The sequence below is a fragment of the Sinorhizobium chiapasense genome, from assembly GCF_045277575.1.
GTDB lineage: Bacteria > Pseudomonadota > Alphaproteobacteria > Rhizobiales > Rhizobiaceae > Ensifer > Ensifer chiapasense_A.
Genome location: NZ_CP144206.1, coordinates 2,566,431 through 2,582,345 on the forward strand (window position 1 = coordinate 2,566,431; position 15,915 = coordinate 2,582,345).

Below are 15,915 nucleotides of genomic sequence, written 5' to 3' on the forward strand. Positions count from 1 at the left end.
GAACTCGCCAAACCGCGAAAATAAATCTTCGACGGGCGCCATCCAAAAGCGCTTTCCTTGTTGAAAACCAACGAATTCAGTGAGGTAGAAATGCACACGAAGATGTTTGACCGACCAGTTTACCTGCGTGAAAGGAAGGATCTGGTCCTCGAAATCACGAACCTGGAAGACGCGATCGATTTTCTTGAGGAGTGGCCCAAAGAAGATCGCGATATCATTCACGACGCGACCCTGAAAACGTGCTACCTGGCACATGACGGCCACAAGCCAGTTCAGGTGGCGCGCGACGCGCTCCGCTCCTTTGCGCAGAAGAAGGGCATCCTTGTCAAGGCTCCTGCGGTCTTGCCGTGGATGATCAAGGCCAAGCCGGGCGGCGGTCGAGTACACCCGTAAACCGGCTTTCGGGAGTGGGGGGCCGCGCTCGCGGCCTCTCTAGCTAGCGCGGTAAGCAGCGCTTGTTGCGTGGCGGGCGGCAGTGAGCCTGCCTCCGAATCCGCTCTCCTCCCGTGGAAGTCATCGATAGCGCAGGGCATCAACCAGCAGCACGAAGGCAGGCGATTCCAGGCGGCGCTCGGATAGTAGATATCCACGAAACGAGGGACACCAGTCCGCTAGCACCTGGATCAATCGCCCTTTCTTCACGAGCCCGATTGTCTCCGTGATGGCGCAGCCAACCATGAGTGACGAGAGCTACGCCGGGCACCCTCCGCCCGCAGGGTGGCCCGGGGGCCGTAAAGGCGAACATGGGCCTGACACGATCAACCGAAATGCCCGGACATCGCGTCTGGCGGCTCTATCAGAACGCCTTAAGGGTGATGCGAATTGCTCCGGTGTGCCGGAGCGAATGCTCGAAAGGCTGGGGCACTAAGAAGTGCCCCAGCCCAGCCATACTAGGCAAGCGAGCGTTGACCGCCGGTACCTGTCTTCGCCCCGGGCGGTGCATCCGCGCCCGTCGACATGCCCGCGTCTCGGCAGGCGTCAATAAACGCTTCGCGCGCGATGGCGACTGGCGTCATTCGGTTTAGAGCACGGCGGCACGTTTGAACCGCCCGATTGTATTTTCTGCCGCGATAAATGGCCCAATCCCCTTCGAGGAAATCGAGCACGTCGTTGACAGCAGCGAAGACCTGGGACGCCCCGTCCTTCATGTGAACGGTGACCGGAGTCATCCAGACCAATTCCGGGCTGAGCATGATGTCCTCCTTTCGCATTCACACCGGATGAAAAGAAGTGAAAAAAATATTGGTGCGATTCAGCGAATTTTCAAGCTCGCGGAATCAACAGCCGCGCCGACAATTCATGCCCCAACTTGGCGCGAGATTCTGAACAGTTCAGCCGCAGCTGTCGGTCCGGGTGCGTGCAGTTGGGCAGCCGCGCCGCGACCGTGTGCAAGGGCCAACCCTCTCATTCATTTCGGTCGCCGAAGCTCTCATCGGCTTCACTAACGCAACGCGAGAAACATCCGCGTCCCGCCCCGATAGAGGTCCAGCGCAATCGTACCCTTGGCCTCCTGCAGTGCCGATGCGAGCTCAGCGGCGGTCGCCACTTGTCGCCGGTTTACGGCGACGATCACGTCTCCGGTCTCAAGGCCGGCCCGCGCTGCGGCGCTACCTTCGTCAACGCTGGCGACGACAACGTTGCCACCCGCATCTTGGAAGTGTGCGCCTTCGAGCGCCCGGGGCAGGGCGGCGCCCGTGTTGTTGACGCCTTCGGGCTCGACTCGCAGTGTGATTGTCTTGCGGCTTCCGTCGCGCAGATACTCGACCTCGATCTCGGACCCGACCGGAGCGAGACCCACCCGATTGCGCAGGTCGGCCGAGCCGGAAATCGGATGTTTATCGACCGCGACGATCACATCTCCGGCCTGGAGGCCCGCCCGGGCGGCGGGGGTGCCGCGCTCGACGCTCCCGACCACTGCGCCACGAGTTTCGCTTATGCCGAGCACTTCTGCGATGTCCGACGTCAGATCTTGGATCGCGACCCCGACACGGCCTCGCCGAACCTCACCGTGCTCGATCAGTTGCTTCGTCACAGCCGACGCCATGGAAATCGGAACGGCAAAACCAATGCCAACATTGCCGCCGGCCGGCGCGATGATGGCGGTATTGATACCCACCAGCCGCCCGTCCGCGGTGACCAGAGCGCCGCCGGAGTTGCCGGGATTGATCGAGGCATCTGTCTGGATGAAATCCTCGTAGCCTTCGACATTGATGCCGCTTCGTCCGAGGGCGCTGACGATGCCCGAAGTCACCGTCTGGCCGAGCCCGAAGGGATTGCCAATCGCCACGACCGAGTCCCCCACACGCAGGCGATCTGAATCGCCGAGCGGGAGGGCAGTCAGATTGTTCGCGTCGATCTTGAGCAAAGCAACTTCGGTCGCCTCGTCGCTGCCGACCAACTTTGCCGTAAAGCGACGACGGTCCTTCAGCGTGACCGCGATTTCTCCGGCATTCGCAATAACGTGATGATTGGTGAGAATGTAGCCCTTATCGGCATCGATGATGACACCGGAGCCGGCGCTTAATCGCTGCCGCTGTTCCGGGAGATTGAAATAGCGGCGGAAGAACGGGTCGTTGTAAAGGGGGTTGGTTTCGGGAGAAGCGCGGGACCTCACTGCAATATTGACGACTGCGGGCGTGACCCTCTCGAGCACATCTGCAAGCGACTGCTGTTGCGGCTGCGCCGGCGCAAGTTGCGCGGCCAGGACCGGCTGATCTACGAGAAGCAGGGCGGCAAGCAAACCAAGAAGCGGTGTCCATCGGCGTAAGCCCCTGGCCCATCGCGCGACTTCAGGCTCCACGCTGGTCCGCAGAAGGCCACCGCTCTCCGCATGAGGCGGTCGCAGGTCAACAAAGGTCATCTGGGAATAAACCGACATAGCGCCCTCCTCGTCAGCAGACAATGTCGAACGGCTCCACGACTCCGGGAACTGCGCACATCGGTCTGCTTTGGAGCCTCGTCGTTAGGAAATACCAGATGATGCGTGCACCGGAGCTCACATTTCGGCGTGCTACTGTGACGCGGACAAGACTCCGCTCCCCCAACGCTCTTTCTGACTTCTGGTTCCGTAGGCGCAGCTAAGATCCATTGTCATTCGAAGCGAAGTATCCCAAAAAGCCGACGGCCACACAGAACGACAGTCGAAAGGCCTATCACAAGCGCGCAAAGGAGCTGCATCCAGCGACAAGAAGGTGGAGGCTCAATTCAAGGCGCTATCGGCAGCCCATCATCTGCTGAACGATCCTGAGCAACGCGCCCGTTTTGACCGGGCGGAGCGACCCCCAGTAGCGTTTCTACAAAAACTCTGCCGATGGGGTCAGGCCGAGAGGTATACGTCGGAAGGCAGAGCGGGCGAATTCGAGGATCGATCCGACATCCTCTCCGATCTGTTCGGTCAGGACAGGGGAGGGGGCGTTTCCAAGCGCGCAGGCAGGACGTGCATTACCAGGCCGAGTTCCTGGATGCCGCCTGCACTTGCGGGACTCGCCGGCGACCGCGAGCCACCTTTGTGGCGCGTCCGTCATGTTCTACTCCGCACTCTTCTTGCAGAGATGGCAGCGCGGAGAATGCCCGCCGCCGGGGCGGCGAGCATGAGCGCCGGGCCGACTAGACACGGGCATGCGGGTTCTGCCGTTCGTCCCACAACGCCCAAGCCGATATCGCCGCAACCAGCAGGCCCAGTACCACGTGTGTCCACATGGCATTCACATTCGCGGCGAAATCGAGCAGCCAGGGCGAGACGACCAGCCAGATCCCGATCACCATATTCGCCCATTCTTCCCACTCCGAGAACGCAGTCAAAGTGGCGAGCGCCAAAACGCCTATGACGACACCAACGACCCACGCGTTCCAGGCGGCCATGAACTCACCAGCGAAGCCCATGACCCACGGCGAGACGAAAAGGGCGACCGCGAGGGCGAGGTTCATCCCGTCCTGCGGCTTTTTTCCTTCCATCAGCGTTGCCATCACAACCTCCACGAATGATGAAGTTGAACGAAATTGCGCCTATCTCAAGCAGGCGCAAAAATTAGATAATTAGCGGAAAATTGCTTTCAATATCGAATGCCCTTTCTCGCAGGGATGAACGATTACCATGCGAGCGCGGGTCGCCATTTTCCACGACCTGCCCGCTTCCCGCGAGACGTTCGCGAATTGCCAAGCAAAGGAGTTCAGCCATAAATCGGCTCCGGCCGAGCGGGGCCCATTTTCCCTGTTCGAAAATTTCCGTCGAACGATCGACCAGACTTTCGACGACTTCAATCCGCTAGGCTGGCGAACCTGCCCGAACGCATGCGCGCCGTCCGGCATGCCGTCGTTAGAGAGAGCCGCCTGGCATATGTCTCCGGTGGTCGACGTGATCAAGTCGGACAAGAAATACAAGATCACCGCCGAGATGCCCGGGATGGATGCGAACGAGGTCGAAGTAAAGGTCGCAAACGGCCTGCTTTCGGTCAGCGGCGAAAAAAGGAGGAAAGGGACCCAGATTGGACAGGTCGTTCCTTACGAGGGAGAGGAAATCGACGCCTTCGACATAGCGGCGCAGGCAGAGAACTGCACCACGACTCGTCATCCCGCTACGCTGGTCCGGCAATCCGGCGGGTGCCCGCGTGCTCGCCCGCCAACTCCCGCAATTCATCTTCGGTGATCGTCTCCCGTTCCAGCAGGAGCTTGGCCGATCGCTCCAGCAGCGGACGCTGCTCCTTAAGCAGCGACACTGTGCGCTCGAAGGTTTCGTCTACGATCGTGCGCACCTGCTCGTCAAGAATGGCTGCGGTCGCTTCGGAATAGTCGCGCTCGCTCGATCCGTAGAGCGGTTCGGGTGTCAGGAGCGAGCGATGATCCCGCTCGAGCGCCACGTGGCCTAGTTCTTCCGTCATGCCGTAGCGCGCGACGATTGCGCGGGCTATATCCGTGATCTTGACCAGGTCGTCGGCGGCGCCCGTCGAGAGATGACCGAAGACGATCCATTCGGCGGCGCGGCCGCCAAGCAGCACCGCCATCTTGTTTTCGAGCTCTTCCTTGGTCATCAGGAACCGTTCCTCCGTTGGACGCTGGATCGTGTAGCCAAGCGAACCGATGCCGCGCGGAATGATCGAGACCTTGTGGACCGCGCCCAGGTCGGGCAAACTCATGGCCACCAAGGCATGCCCCATCTCGTGATATGCGACGATCTCGCGTTCCCTCGGATTGAGCAGGCGGTTACGCTTCTCCAGTCCCGCGATGATGCGCTCGATGGCATTGTTAAAATCTTCCATGGTCACGGCATCGGCTTTGCGCCGCGTGGCGAGGAGGGCCGCCTCGTTGACGAGATTGGCTAGGTCCGCACCGGTGAATCCGGGTGTGAGTGCGGCGATCTGCTCCGCTCGGACATCCGTCGCAAGCTTCGCCTTCTTGAGGTGCAAATTGAGGATCTGGATGCGGCCCTCTTTGTCAGGCCGATCGACAAGCACATGGCGATCGAAGCGCCCGGCCCTGAGCAGCGCCGGGTCGAGAATTTCCGGCCGGTTGGTCGCGGCAAGCAGGATAAGGCCGGCCGAAGAATCGAAGCCGTTCAGTTCCACCAACAGCTGGTTCAAGGTTTGCTCCTTCTCGTCGTGTCCGCCGGCCATTGGACCGATGCCCCGGGCGCGGCCGAGCGCATCGAGTTCGTCGATAAAGACGATCGCCGGCGCCTTCCCGCGGGCCTGCTCAAAAAGATCGCGGACTCGAGCCGCGCCGACACCCACGAACATTTCGACGAACTCGGAACCCGAGATCGAAAAGAATGGCACTCCGGCTTCACCAGCGACCGCCTTTGCAAACAGCGTCTTGCCTGTGCCGGGCGGCCCAACCAGTAGAATGCCTTTCGGCATGCGGCCGCCGCTGGCGGCGGTTCCCTCAAACTTTCCCGCTTGCGCAGAAACCTTGGATTGTGCCGCAGTTCACTGCGACAATATTTGTGCATGTGGGAAAATGCGCGCAAGTCGAGCCCAACGAGGTCGTGCGCCGCAGGAGCGGTCACCGCTGTGGATCGAAAGCTTGCGGCCATCCTCACAGCCGATGTTGCCGGCTTCAACCGCCTTGCGGCGCTGGACGCGGAGGGTAAGCTTCGCGCGCTCGATCCGTGGCCATCCAGCCACGGCCGCCGCAGAATTCCACGTCGCACCATGGCTCGTCGGCAAGACGGCCCCAGATTTCGATCGATTCGGGAAGAATCTGCGCATAGACCCTTGAAAGTGCGGGGGCGGCTTATCCGGGCGCGTTGGGGGCGCCCGAGGCGGACAGTACCTACACCCTCCGAGATACTTCAGCGCGTTCGGCTCGTCTTCAGGGTCGCGTCGTGAAACCTCTTTAATCGGCTATTTCGACAGCTACCGCCGCGGCCGCGGCACGGCCAACGTCATCCAGGCGCAGCGCGACTTCTTCGGCGGCCACGGCTTCGACCGCATCGACGGGGCCGACAGCCACCACGGCCCGTGGGGCAGTGGCTGTTAGCTGGCACCCAGGAATTCGCTGCCGTTCGATTCCCGTTCAAGGCGGGGATTTGTTCTCGGATTCCGGTCCAAAGCGGACCTTCAGCCTCACAACATCAACCGGCAACCTGTTCCTGGTGCGGCTGACAGGCATGTTCATCCAAAATTCCGGCGTTTAATCCTGGCCGGGAGGCGGCGCGGTTCTATCTGATCATGCAGGTGCTGAAGTGGCCGAAGGACCACCACTGATCGTATCAGACTGACCAGCCAGTTCGACGCGGCTCCAGCAGGGAGTTTTCGATGCCTCTGTTCATTGTGCACCATCGGCACTCACCCGAAAGCTGTCTCGCGCGCGATCCGGCCACGGGCGTGATGCTGTTGAACCATTTGAGCCGGCCGAACGCTGCCCGCCACGGTGTGCTGATCAAGGGAGAAGCCGTCGTGCAGAGCTCACATTCACTGTTCTTCATTGCCGAGGCAGCGGATGAGACCGTGCTTCAGGCTTTTCTGGCGCCTCTCCGTCAAGCCGGCGAGGTCGAAGTGACGGCAGCGATGACCTGCGCCGCGATGGTTTCGAGCGGCGGCTGCGATGGGCGCCCGGTGAACGTTTCTGCAGAGGCGCTCAACCCCGCAGACGCATGCCAGGATGCCATCGAGGCTGGCCTTCTCATTCACAGCGTTAATCCGTTGAATGGCGAGACCTCGGTACCGGACCTTGCAGGCGGTGCCGTGATGCCGAATGGCCGGTTCTACTTGCGGAACCACTTCGACATTCCGAACCTTGACGGTAACAACTACCGGCTGTCGATCGGCGGGCTGGTCGAAAGGCCACTGAGCCTGTGCATGAGGGAACTTCACAACCTTCAGGCAGAGAGCCACGTGGTGACGCTGGAATGTGCTGGCAACGGCCGCAGCCTGTTCGATCCGGTCGTGCCTGGCGAAGCCTGGGGGTTGGGCGCCGTCAGCACCGCCGAATGGACCGGGGTTCGCCTGATGGAAGTGATTGAGCGCGCGGGCCTGCGGCCTGGGGCGAAGGAGCTCACCTTCCGCGGTGCCGACAGCGGGGTCGTCGAGGGGCACGGCGCGCCGGTCCGTTTCGAACGTGGTTTAAGCTTGAACCAGATTAGTGAAACGGATGCGCTTCTTGCCTACGAGATGAACGGTGAGCCACTGTCACCACCCCATGGCTATCCATTGCGGCTGATCGTGCCCGGTTGGTATGCGGTGGCGTCCGTCAAGTGGCTGACCGAGATCATCGTTACCGACAAGCCCTGCCAGGCGTACTATCAAGTGGAGAAATACTGGTACCATTGGGTGCATAACGGGCACGACGAGCGCGCGCCGGTGAAGCTAATGAATGTGCGAGCGCTGGTATCTTCGCCTGATGAGAGGGAGAACCTGCCGCGCGGCGAGACCGCGATCCGGGGCGTCGCATGGTCGGGCGCTGGGAGCATATCCCGGGTCGAAGTAAGCCTGAACGACGGACCGTGGCGCGAGGCACGGCTCGTTGGCGCACGACGACGGGCTGCCTGGCAATGGTGGGAGTTGATCACGCGACTTGAGGAGACGGGGCCACTTACCGTGCGGGCGCGTGCCACCGACACGGCGGGCCGGACACAACCCGAGCACGCTGCGTGGAACCGGCTGGGCTATGGCAACAACTCGATCCACTCTGTAACAGCACAGGTAATCTGAAGCGGGAAAGAAGGCGCTTCAAACCGGCGTCGCTACATGGGCGGTGAAAGGGCCGGGGGGGCCAGTTTTCGCAATCGGGAAGACAAGCGGCTTGCCCTCTGACGCCGGTCGACACTTCTTCAATCTGCTGGAAACGGTAAATCGTAACGTTCGCGGACGGTGCGCTCCTCGTAACGGCTGCGATAAACACCGCGGTCCTGAAGGATCGGCACGACTTTTTTCACGAATTCCTCGATATCGTCCGGTGCTCGTGGTGGCTGAAGCGTGTAGCCGTCGACTGTGCCGTCTTCCCATAAATCTATGAGCGCATCAGTTACCTCTTCTGCGGTCCCGAGCAGGAGCCGATGATGACCCTCGGAGCGGCGTACCACCTGCCTTGCCGTCAGTTTTTCGTGCGTCAGAAGATCGGAAAGCCCCAAGCCCATGCCGACCGCCTGCAGACGGTTGGGATCCGGAATGAAGCGTTCGGCGTCGAGCACTGCATCCGGATCGAAACCATCAGGATCGATGCCGTTCTCCTTGACGAACCGCGCGATCAGACCGTCTTCCGAGCCGGCGCCGCTGAAGAGCTCGTGCTTGCGCAGTGCTTCTTCTTTCGTCTCGCCGAGGATCACTACCACCCCGGGCACGATCCGGATGCCCTTGGGGTCGCGGCCAAGGGCTGCGGCGCGATCCCGGACCTTCTTGCCGAAGGCCTGGCCGGCGGGGCGGGAGAGGATGTTGCAATAGATGATCTCGCCGTGGCGGGCGGCAAGCTCGATACCGCCCTCGGAAGCGCCTGCCTGCGCAATGACCGGATGGCCTTGCGGGCCGCGCGGAACGTTCAGCGGTCCCTTGATCGTAAAATGATTGCCCTCGTGGTCGATCGCATGCGCACTCGCCGCGTCCCAGAAACGTTCGTCGGGCACATCGCCTTCCCGAGCCGGATCCCAGCTTGCCCAGAGCTTCTTGGCGACGTCGAGAAATTCGGACGCCTTGGCGTAGCGCTCGGACCGTGGAGGCAAGGGGGCGGAGCCGAAATTGGCCGCGACGTTCGGGTTGAAGGAGGAGACGATATTGATGATCAGCCGCCCGCCGGAAACGATATCCGTCGACTGAGTGCGCCGGGCCAGATTGTAGGGCGAATTGTAGGTGGAGGACATCGTTACGACAAAACCGATGTCGGGCACCTGTGCCGCAAGCGCGGTACAGAGGATCAGCGGATCGATGGTGTGAAATGGCCGGCTGTTCGGGTCGGTCATCAAGGCCGGATGGTCGGAAAAGAACACCGCGTCGAACAATCCCCGATGGGCGAGTTCCGTCAGGCGCCTGTAATAGCCGGGATCATAGATGTCGTGTCGGTCGCCGCTTCGGTATTTCCAGGCTGCCGGCAGATAGCCGGTGGTATTGATGCCGACATTGAGGTTGAGCGTGCGGGGCATGCGAATGAAGGTCCTTCAGTAGGCCGCGGTGAAACGGCGGCGGATGAACTGTCCCTTGTCGAGTTCATCCAGAATGGCGATGGCGAAATCCGCTTTGGAAATCCGGCTTTCTCCCGCTTCGTCGCGCAGCAGAGCATCTTCGCCGAGCCTGAAGCGGCCGGTCCGGTCGCCGAGTTTGATGGAGAGAGGCGGGGAGACGTAAGTCCAGTCGAGGTCGTGCTCGCCGCGTTTCAAGCTGCGCAGGATTTCGCGATTGCGCAGCGTGTGAGCCTTATGATCGGCGGGATAAAAATCGCTGTCGACGACGTCGACGCCGGGGCTCGCCTCGAGACTGCCGACCCCGCCGACGATGATGATGCGGCGGACGCCCGCGCGCTTGACGCCTTCGAAAAGGGAGGCATGTGCTTTCTCGATGAGAACTGCGGCATTCTCCGCCGAATGGCGGCGGAGGCCCGGACTATAGGCGCTGATGACCGCATCATGGCCAGCGGCGATCTTCGCCACGCCGTCCGGATCGGCGATATCCGCCTTTAGCGCGGTGAGACGTTCGGCAGGCTCAAGGTCTGTGGAGTGGGTCACGGCCGTCACGCGGTGCCCGCGCGACAAGGCCTCCTTGCAGATATTGTTACCGATGTTTCCGGAAGCGCCGAAGACGACGATGGACATGATCGATTTTCCTGAGGGCTAGAGGGTAGGTATCGCCTTGAGCGGTCGATTGGCGCCGACATTGCGCTGCATGGCGGAAAGCGACGACCGCACGGCTTCGTAGCCGTGTTCGCGCATGGCGCTTTCGTAATCGTTCACGGACGCAAGCAGCGGCTTGCCGTGACGCCGTGCGGCTACAAGCTCGCGAACGAGCAATCCGGAATCGTATAGGGCGGTGTTGCCGCCAAGCGCGCGGAAGTAAGTCATCGCGTGGATGGCGTCGCCGAGCAGCGTCACCGGACCGCTTTGCCAGACAGCGCCGGGTGTGGAGCTCTTGACCTTGAGGAAGGCGACCGTCGACGGATCGCTGTGGCGAATGAGCTTCAGGATGCGCTCGTCCCAGTGACGAATACGCTGAAGGAGCGTTTCGAGAAGGGCCGCGCCGCCGAGCCTTTCGAGCACCTCGTCCGGCCCGAGTTCATCTGTGTCATAGGCCGTGTTCCACCATGTGTAGCTCGTCGAGTTGTTGAAGTGGAAGCCAGGAATGGCGCGGTGGCCGCGGTCTTCTGCACTGAGAAAGTCGTAGCGGGCATATGCGGATGGATCGACGCGGTGGCTGGTGATCATCAGACCGCGGCCGTCGCGTGGGCGGATATTGGTGTTGAACTCGGTGAGAAGTGGCGAGACGTCATGGCGCGCGGCCACGTCGAGCGTGATCTTGCCGGCCAAGCGGCGTACGCCCGTGTCGATGCTCTTGAGGTCTGGCAGAAGCTGGCATCGGACCGTCGACCCAGCCCCGTCGGCGCCAACCAACAGATTGGCGCGGATGGCCGAGCCGTCGGAAAAGTGGGCGACGACCGTGTCGTCTGGCAGCGTCTCGTAGCGCTCGAATCGTTTGCCAGTATGAACAATGCCGTCGAGCCCGGAGAGAAGGATCTGCCGCAGCGTGATGCGGCTGACGGACTTCTCGAGATGGGTATCCTCGGATTCGCGCGTTGCCTGTCCGGCATCGTCGAGACGGCTGAACTGCTCGTCGAGGATCAGGTTCTCGATTGGAGCAAGCCCAAGTGTGTCGAGGAACGCCTGATAGAGATGCGGCGGCAGATTGGTCTGAAGCGCATCGATCCCGCGCTGGCGGATACGCATGCGGAAACCCTGCACATAGTCGGACCGGACCGGGTCGCGCTCGAAGACGGCGGTGTCGATGCCGTTCTTCTTCAGGCCCTGCGCCAGCGCGAGGCCGCCCGGTCCTCCACCGATGATGGCGACGTCGACGAAGGGTATGGTCATGGCTGATACTCGGGGACTGCGGTCGCCGAGGCGAGCTGTTCTGAAATGAAGGCGGCGACGGTACGTGGCGGACGGCCTAGCAAAGTCGCAACGACATTGGTCGTCGTTGCGGCGCGACCGGCTGCGATCAACCTTACGAACTGCGCGACGGCGCGGTGCTCGAAATCGCCATGTCCCGGAACTGTCTGGGGCGGCTTTTCGAGTGCGGCGACCGGCCTTTTCAGCGCGGCCGCCAACAGAACAGCGATCTGCCGGAACGAGACGACGTCCGAACCGGTGAGGTTGAGGGTGCGGCCGCGGACGCGGTCCGCAAGCAGTTGGTGCACGGCGACATCGGCAATGTCGCGCGCGTCGATATATCCAATGCCGGCGTTGAGGTTGGCTGCGATGACCTGACCGTTCGCGATTGCCTGCCTGACGGTGTTGGCGAGTGACACCTGCATCCAGGCGTTGGGACGGAGCGAAACGGTCTCTGCCGGTAGCCCGCCGAGGTGGCGTTCGATGGCAGCGTGCGCTGCGCCGGAAATCGAGTTCCCCGGCGGTTCGATCGTCCAATCGGAGCCTGAAATCTTGACGATGCGGGCAACGTTCGCGGCGACCGCCGCATCCGCCACGGCGATCTGATCTGTGACAAGCCTGGCACTGATCGGGGAGAGCAGGAGAAGCCGTCCAATCCCGTGAACGGCTTCGTCGAGGGTTGGGCGGTCGCCGAAATCACCGGCGGCGACCTGCACGGTTTCCTTGAAGAGGATACGTGCCGTTTCAGGGCGTCGGGTGAAGACGCGAACCGGTTGCCCGAGCGCGACCAGCCGTTCGACGATGAGCTGTCCGAGTTTGCCGGTGGCGCCGGTAACGAGGATCGGTCGGGCGCTCATGCTGCCGCCCGCCGCAATGCCGCCGCCAGCGGTCGGTTGTCGATCCAGCCGAAGACGTCGAAATCTCCGGGAATGAATCCCCAATCGAGAAGGAAGTGCTTGAAGTGGTCGAAGGCGGCAATCTGGCCATCGTCCAACGTCAGACCCAGGTGACGGTGAACGTCAGGGCCGTTTGCCGCCCAGACCGCATCCTCGCCGACGCCAATCTCATTGGCGATGAACCGAACTGCTGTATCCTGGTTTTGGGTCGCCCAATCGTGGACGCTGGCAACCGTCCCAAGGAGATCGACGACGAGGTCGAAGTGCTCCTCAAGGAAGCGGGCATCGACCGTCAGAGGTCTCGGCGTACCGTTGTTGATGCGGATCTTCGGATCGGGGTGAAAGCCGAATTCCGATACCACCACTGCGCCGATCTGGTTGGCGAGCACGACGCCCTCCGCTCCCTTGACGAAGAAGGCGTCGATCTTGCCGGAGGCCAGGGCCAGCAGTTCGTCGCCATAGGGATATCGACGCTTCAGGCCCAGGAAGGCGGCATTGCCGCGTTCGGTCAGATTGTCCTCGTTGCTGTCGAGATGGACGAGTTCGACATCGCGGTGATCTAGGCCTTCGAGCGAAAGCGCCGAGACTATGCCTTTCAACGCGGTGGCCCGCTGGAAGTCGACGACGTCGGAATTGGGTTTGCGCGGCACGCCGATGCGGCGCCCTCTCAGGTCCTTTGTCACCGCGATGCCGGAACCTGGGAGGGCGATGATCGCCTGGAACTCATCCGTCGTGGTGATGCCGACGACGCGAGTCTCGCGCCCGTCGGACCTGGCCCAGATTGGCGGAATGTTGCCGCCCTGCCTGAACGAAAAGTCCAATGCATGAGTGAAGTGGCTTTGCCGGACCGCCGGATCCTTGCTGTCGCGGATGGAGCGGACGGTAACGCCGGTGCTCTGAAACTGCTTGTCGATCCAGCCGAGCTGATGGGCGATCGACAGCGGGGTCGGAGCGGGGCAGCGTGTGTACCAGACGGAAGAGAGGGAAGACATCGCGAAACTCCTAGCTGCTGCCGACGACGGCGAGACGGGGTTGCTGGCGGGACCGAACGGGCACCGGCTCAAGCGCGACCGCAGGTGTCGCGGCATGCCGACTGAATGCCGCCTTGGCGAGCATCGTCCGGATAAGGTTGTTCTGTGGCGCGTGCGCCTTGCCGGATAGCGCGTCGCGGTGGTGACGTTCCAGCGGGTTGTCGCGACTGATGCCGGGGTTGCCGCCCAGTTCCAGGGCAAGGGTCGTCACCGTGATCGCATTGGCGATCACGGTGTGTTTGACCGCGGCGGCATCGGCGCCGAAGGGACGTCCGCTGTCGAAATCCTCAGCGATCGAGCGTAGGAGCCGGCTGTTGACCGTCAGCAAGACCTCTATCTCGCCCAGGCCATCCTGGATGCGGGGCACGGTGGAGAGCGGCGCGCCGAGGCTCGCCGGTGCCCGCGAGGTGGTAAAGTCGATCAGCCAGTCGCGTGCGCCGCGGGCTGCACCGTCGTAAATCGCCGGCACGAGACTGAAGTACCAAGCGCCCATGCGTTCGTCGCGTTTCAGGCCCTCGCTCGCCGGCGCGATGTCGACGACATCCTCCAGTGGGATCGCGACATCGTCGAGGATCAGGTCGTCGCTGTTGGTTGCCCGCATGCCCGTTGCATTCCACGTCTTTTCGACGCGGATGCCGTCGGCCGACGTCGGCACGAGGAAGGAACCCAGACGTGGTTCCGGCTCGTCGGTGACGGCAAGAACCGATACCCAGCGCAGGAGCGGGATGCCGGTTGCGTAGGTTTTGTGTCCGGTGATGCGCCACTGATCGCCAACGCGCCGCGCAACGGTTTCCGGTAACGATCCATGCGACGGGGAACCGACGCGCGGTTCCACCTGCGCGGCATTGATCAGCGCAACACCCTCGCGATTGGCTCTCGTGACACGGTCGATCAAGTGCTGCGGCCACTTGCCAGAGGTTCGCACCGAATAGTGCTGGTTGTAATGCATCGATAGAACGAGGGCGGTCGACGGTTCCCCGCGAGCAATTGCCGAGACCACCGCCAGCGCTTCCGTCAATCCGCCACCAAGGCCGCCATGCTCGGTCGCCGTGACCAGGCCGAGCAGCCCCGCCTCGTGCAGTGCATCGAAATTTGCAAAGGGGAATTCGCCGGTTTCATCGTAGTGGCGGGCGGTCAGGGCGAAGCGTTTGCCGAGCTCCTCGGCCTCGGCAAACGTCGCTTCGAAACGTGTAGGATCGGTCATAGGTCACTCTCGTTCAGGCGACAGCGCGGGCGTCGAGTTCCGCCCAGGGGCGTTGGTCGACCCATGTGTTGATGTCGAAGTTGCTCGCGAGGAACCCCCATTCATGCAGGAAGTCCTTGTAGTGGCCGATCGCCGCGACAAGCTCCGGTTCGAGGCCAATGCCGAGATGCCTGTGCAGATCGGGGCCGTTGGCCACTGCCACGACCTCTTCCGACGCGCCCACCTCTCGGGCTACGAAGCGGCGCACCTCGTCCGGGTGCTCCTCGGCCCAGGCGCCGGCCTGCTTCAAAGTCGCGATCAGCTTGGCGACGAGATCAGGACGATCTTCCGCCAAACGCTCGTCCACGGTGAGCACCCGAGGAGAGCCGGAATTGATTCGGATCCTCGGATCGGGGTGAAAGCCGAATTCCGCGACCGTGTGGACCGCAAAAAGATTGGCAACGGCAATCCCGGGCGTGCCTTTGACATAGATGGCGTCCACCTCGCCGCGCAGCAGCGCAGCGATTTCGGGGCCGTAGGCCTGACGGTTTCTGAGGCCGTAGAGCTGCGGCCCCTCTCTGCCATCGAGCACGCTTTCGGCAAGCGCGATGTCGACGATCTCGACGTCGGAGGGCGCGAGGCCCTCGAGTGACAGGGCGGAAACGAGCCCCTTCAGCGCCGTGGCAGCCATGAAGTCGACGATACCCGGAGGGCGGCGCGCAATGCCGAAGCGCCGTCCGACGAGATCGCGTGTCGTTTTGATCCCGGTTCCCGGCAGCGTGATGATCGCCTGAAACTCATCGGTCCAGGTGATGCCGACGAGCCGCGTCGGATTGCCTTCCGAGCGGGCGCGGATCGGCGGGACATTGCCGCCATGGCGAAACGAATAGTCGAGATGGTGATCGAAGTGGCTGGACCGGATAACGCGGTCCTTGCTGTCGATGATGGAATTCAGCGTGATGCCCTCGGCTGCAAATGCCTTGTCGAGCAGGCCAAGCTGGGTGGCGAGCCCCACGGGCGTCGGGACAGGGCAGCGCGTGTACCAGATTTGAGAGATGGCATTTTTGCGGGTCACGGGGTTCTCCACTGTCTCTGCTGGGCTGTGCCGGAAAGCGTTTTTCGTTCGAGTGCGGCTGCGTAGTCTGTCGTTGCGCATTTTTGCGGCTTTCGAGGGTGAAATTTTCTAAATGTGCGTAGACAGAAGCAAAAATGTGAAACGCAGTTCCCATTATATCTAATTCGTGGGGTGAAATTGCTAAAACATATTTGACAAAGACTATTTAT

General features: G+C 62.0%; 13 protein-coding genes and 3 pseudogenes. 4 read left to right on the top strand and 12 right to left on the bottom strand.

What is annotated here, in order from left to right; genetic code table 11:
• Positions 1-90 precede the first annotated feature (90 nt).
• A complete protein-coding gene (locus QM996_RS30760) occupies positions 91-393 on the top strand; it encodes a DUF982 domain-containing protein (protein ID WP_334198728.1) in 303 nt (100 codons plus the stop codon).
• A 497-nt stretch (positions 394-890) separates the two neighbouring features.
• Here the strand turns inward: QM996_RS30760 and QM996_RS30765 are convergent, their stop codons facing one another.
• From QM996_RS30765 to QM996_RS30775, 3 genes are all read right to left on the bottom strand, one after another.
• Complete coding sequence (locus QM996_RS30765; RefSeq protein ID WP_334197567.1) at positions 891-1,193, bottom strand: DUF982 domain-containing protein; 303 nt, start codon at positions 1,191-1,193, stop codon at positions 891-893.
• A gap of 248 nt (positions 1,194-1,441) precedes the next feature.
• A complete protein-coding gene (locus QM996_RS30770; RefSeq protein ID WP_334197568.1) occupies positions 1,442-2,878 on the bottom strand; it encodes a DegQ family serine endoprotease in 1,437 nt (478 codons plus the stop codon).
• A gap of 728 nt (positions 2,879-3,606) precedes the next feature.
• A complete protein-coding gene (locus QM996_RS30775; protein ID WP_334197569.1) occupies positions 3,607-3,969 on the bottom strand; it encodes an SPW repeat protein in 363 nt (120 codons plus the stop codon).
• A gap of 124 nt (positions 3,970-4,093) precedes the next feature.
• Here QM996_RS30775 and QM996_RS30780 point away from each other — a divergent pair, with 124 nt between their 5' ends.
• Positions 4,094-4,645 (top strand): Hsp20/alpha crystallin family protein, encoded by a 552-nt coding sequence (locus QM996_RS30780; protein ID WP_334197570.1) that lies wholly within the window; start codon positions 4,094-4,096, stop codon positions 4,643-4,645.
• Here the strand turns inward: QM996_RS30780 and ftsH are convergent.
• Both ftsH and QM996_RS30790 read right to left on the bottom strand, forming a co-directional pair.
• Positions 4,575-5,861: pseudogene (ftsH, locus tag QM996_RS30785) on the bottom strand (ATP-dependent zinc metalloprotease FtsH); the annotation flags it as partial. The gene QM996_RS30780 and the pseudogene ftsH overlap by 71 nt on opposite strands.
• Before the next feature lie 247 nt (positions 5,862-6,108).
• Positions 6,109-6,189, bottom strand: a pseudogene (locus QM996_RS30790) (SH3 domain-containing protein); the annotation flags it as partial.
• Between the two features lie 138 nt (positions 6,190-6,327).
• On the opposite strand from QM996_RS30790, the pseudogene QM996_RS30795 reads away from it, so the two are divergent.
• Together QM996_RS30795 and QM996_RS30800 are read left to right on the top strand one after the other, a co-directional pair.
• A pseudogene (locus tag QM996_RS30795) lies at positions 6,328-6,474 on the top strand (NADP-dependent phosphogluconate dehydrogenase); the annotation flags it as partial.
• Positions 6,475-6,752: 278 nt separating this feature from the next.
• Positions 6,753-8,147: a molybdopterin-dependent oxidoreductase gene (locus tag QM996_RS30800; protein ID WP_334197571.1), complete on the top strand. Its 1,395-nt coding sequence runs from the start codon at positions 6,753-6,755 to the stop codon at positions 8,145-8,147.
• A 119-nt stretch (positions 8,148-8,266) separates the two neighbouring features.
• Here the strand turns inward: QM996_RS30800 and QM996_RS30805 are convergent, their stop codons facing one another.
• From QM996_RS30805 to QM996_RS30835, 7 genes are read right to left on the bottom strand one after another with little or no spacing between them, the layout of a single operon-like run.
• Positions 8,267-9,568 carry an NtaA/DmoA family FMN-dependent monooxygenase gene (locus QM996_RS30805; RefSeq protein WP_334197572.1) on the bottom strand — a complete coding sequence of 434 codons (1,302 nt, stop codon included), beginning with the start codon at positions 9,566-9,568 and terminating at the stop codon, positions 8,267-8,269.
• A gap of 15 nt (positions 9,569-9,583) precedes the next feature.
• Positions 9,584-10,234 carry an NAD(P)-dependent oxidoreductase gene (locus QM996_RS30810; RefSeq protein ID WP_334197573.1) on the bottom strand — a complete coding sequence of 217 codons (651 nt, stop codon included), beginning with the start codon at positions 10,232-10,234 and terminating at the stop codon, positions 9,584-9,586.
• Between the two features lie 18 nt (positions 10,235-10,252).
• The gene (locus QM996_RS30815) at positions 10,253-11,503 is read right to left on the bottom strand and encodes an FAD-dependent oxidoreductase (RefSeq protein WP_334197574.1); all 1,251 of its coding nucleotides are present in this window, start codon (positions 11,501-11,503) and stop codon (positions 10,253-10,255) included.
• Positions 11,500-12,378 carry an NmrA family NAD(P)-binding protein gene (locus QM996_RS30820; protein WP_334197575.1) on the bottom strand — a complete coding sequence of 293 codons (879 nt, stop codon included), beginning with the start codon at positions 12,376-12,378 and terminating at the stop codon, positions 11,500-11,502. Before QM996_RS30820 ends, QM996_RS30815 begins: the two co-directional genes overlap by 4 nt.
• Positions 12,375-13,409: an ABC transporter substrate-binding protein gene (locus QM996_RS30825; protein WP_334197576.1), complete on the bottom strand. Its 1,035-nt coding sequence runs from the start codon at positions 13,407-13,409 to the stop codon at positions 12,375-12,377. Before QM996_RS30825 ends, QM996_RS30820 begins: the two co-directional genes overlap by 4 nt.
• A 10-nt stretch (positions 13,410-13,419) precedes the next feature.
• Positions 13,420-14,652 carry an acyl-CoA dehydrogenase family protein gene (locus QM996_RS30830; RefSeq protein ID WP_334197577.1) on the bottom strand — a complete coding sequence of 411 codons (1,233 nt, stop codon included), beginning with the start codon at positions 14,650-14,652 and terminating at the stop codon, positions 13,420-13,422.
• 13 nt (positions 14,653-14,665) lie between these two features.
• On the bottom strand, positions 14,666-15,706 hold the full coding sequence (locus QM996_RS30835) for an ABC transporter substrate-binding protein (protein WP_334197578.1): 1,041 nt from the start codon (positions 15,704-15,706) through the stop codon (positions 14,666-14,668).
• Positions 15,707-15,915: the final 209 nt, after the last annotated feature.

Excerpts from the sequence above, each read along its gene's own strand:
- QM996_RS30820 (WP_334197575.1), bottom strand. The coding sequence starts at position 12,378 with ATGAGCGCCCGACCGATCCTCGTTACCGGCGCCACCGGCAAACTCGGA.
- QM996_RS30800 (WP_334197571.1), top strand. The coding sequence starts at position 6,753 with ATGCCTCTGTTCATTGTGCACCATCGGCACTCACCCGAAAGCTGTCTC.
- QM996_RS30765 (WP_334197567.1), bottom strand. The coding sequence starts at position 1,193 with ATGCTCAGCCCGGAATTGGTCTGGATGACTCCGGTCACCGTTCACATG.
- QM996_RS30760 (WP_334198728.1), top strand. The coding sequence starts at position 91 with ATGCACACGAAGATGTTTGACCGACCAGTTTACCTGCGTGAAAGGAAG.
- QM996_RS30810 (WP_334197573.1), bottom strand. The coding sequence starts at position 10,234 with ATGTCCATCGTCGTCTTCGGCGCTTCCGGAAACATCGGTAACAATATC.
- QM996_RS30830 (WP_334197577.1), bottom strand. The coding sequence starts at position 14,652 with ATGACCGATCCTACACGTTTCGAAGCGACGTTTGCCGAGGCCGAGGAG.
- QM996_RS30825 (WP_334197576.1), bottom strand. The coding sequence starts at position 13,409 with ATGTCTTCCCTCTCTTCCGTCTGGTACACACGCTGCCCCGCTCCGACC.
- QM996_RS30770 (WP_334197568.1), bottom strand. The coding sequence starts at position 2,878 with ATGTCGGTTTATTCCCAGATGACCTTTGTTGACCTGCGACCGCCTCAT.
- QM996_RS30805 (WP_334197572.1), bottom strand. The coding sequence starts at position 9,568 with ATGCCCCGCACGCTCAACCTCAATGTCGGCATCAATACCACCGGCTAT.
- QM996_RS30780 (WP_334197570.1), top strand. The coding sequence starts at position 4,094 with ATGCGAGCGCGGGTCGCCATTTTCCACGACCTGCCCGCTTCCCGCGAG.
- QM996_RS30815 (WP_334197574.1), bottom strand. The coding sequence starts at position 11,503 with ATGACCATACCCTTCGTCGACGTCGCCATCATCGGTGGAGGACCGGGC.